This is a genomic window from Aerococcus sp. L_32, from assembly GCF_050689315.1.
This window is the reverse complement of the sequence record NZ_JBOEQF010001245.1, coordinates 1-533: the sequence shown is the minus strand read 5'-3', so window position 1 is coordinate 533 and position 533 is coordinate 1. Positions and strand designations below refer to the sequence as shown.

The following is a 533-nucleotide window of genomic DNA, read 5'->3' as shown; positions in this document are numbered from 1 at the left end:
GCAACAGATACTGAGGAAGCAAGTAGTCCTGTAGCGGAAACCACTACAAGTGAAGAACTGACAGATCAAACTGACACAGATACACCAGCTGCGGAGCCTGCAGTTGCTGAAGAAACAGCAGTGGAAGAAGCTGAATCAGCTGATCAAGTAGCAACAGAAGTTGCACCAGCAGCTAGTGAAGAAGCTACTAGTGTGCCTGACCAAACTGAAAACCGTCAAATTATTATTGATCGTGTAGGTTTAGCAAGTGATGCACTAGATAGTTATAGTGATGAGCAAATTGCACAATCACGTGTAGAAGCAGAAAACTTAGGTTCTGACCCAGGTTACTCTTACTCATGGTTACTGCAACAAACGCCAGCTAACGCTGCAACATAATCAATGTAAGAAATAAGATTAAAGAACCACTTCCCTTAAATCCATTGAAGATTTAGGAAGTGGTTCTTTTTATCATTCATTCGATACTTCTTTTAGTCATCTAAGAAAGCTTCCATCCGTTTGATGAAGTCTTTTAATACAGTAATACGCGCGTG

Annotated in this window: 1 pseudogene; it reads left to right on the top strand. The window is 40.9% G+C overall.

Features of this window, described 5'->3' with window-relative positions:
* Positions 1–378 (top strand): annotated as a pseudogene (locus tag ACRCJ0_RS19140) (hypothetical protein); the annotation flags it as partial.
* Positions 379–533 lie beyond the last annotated feature (155 nt).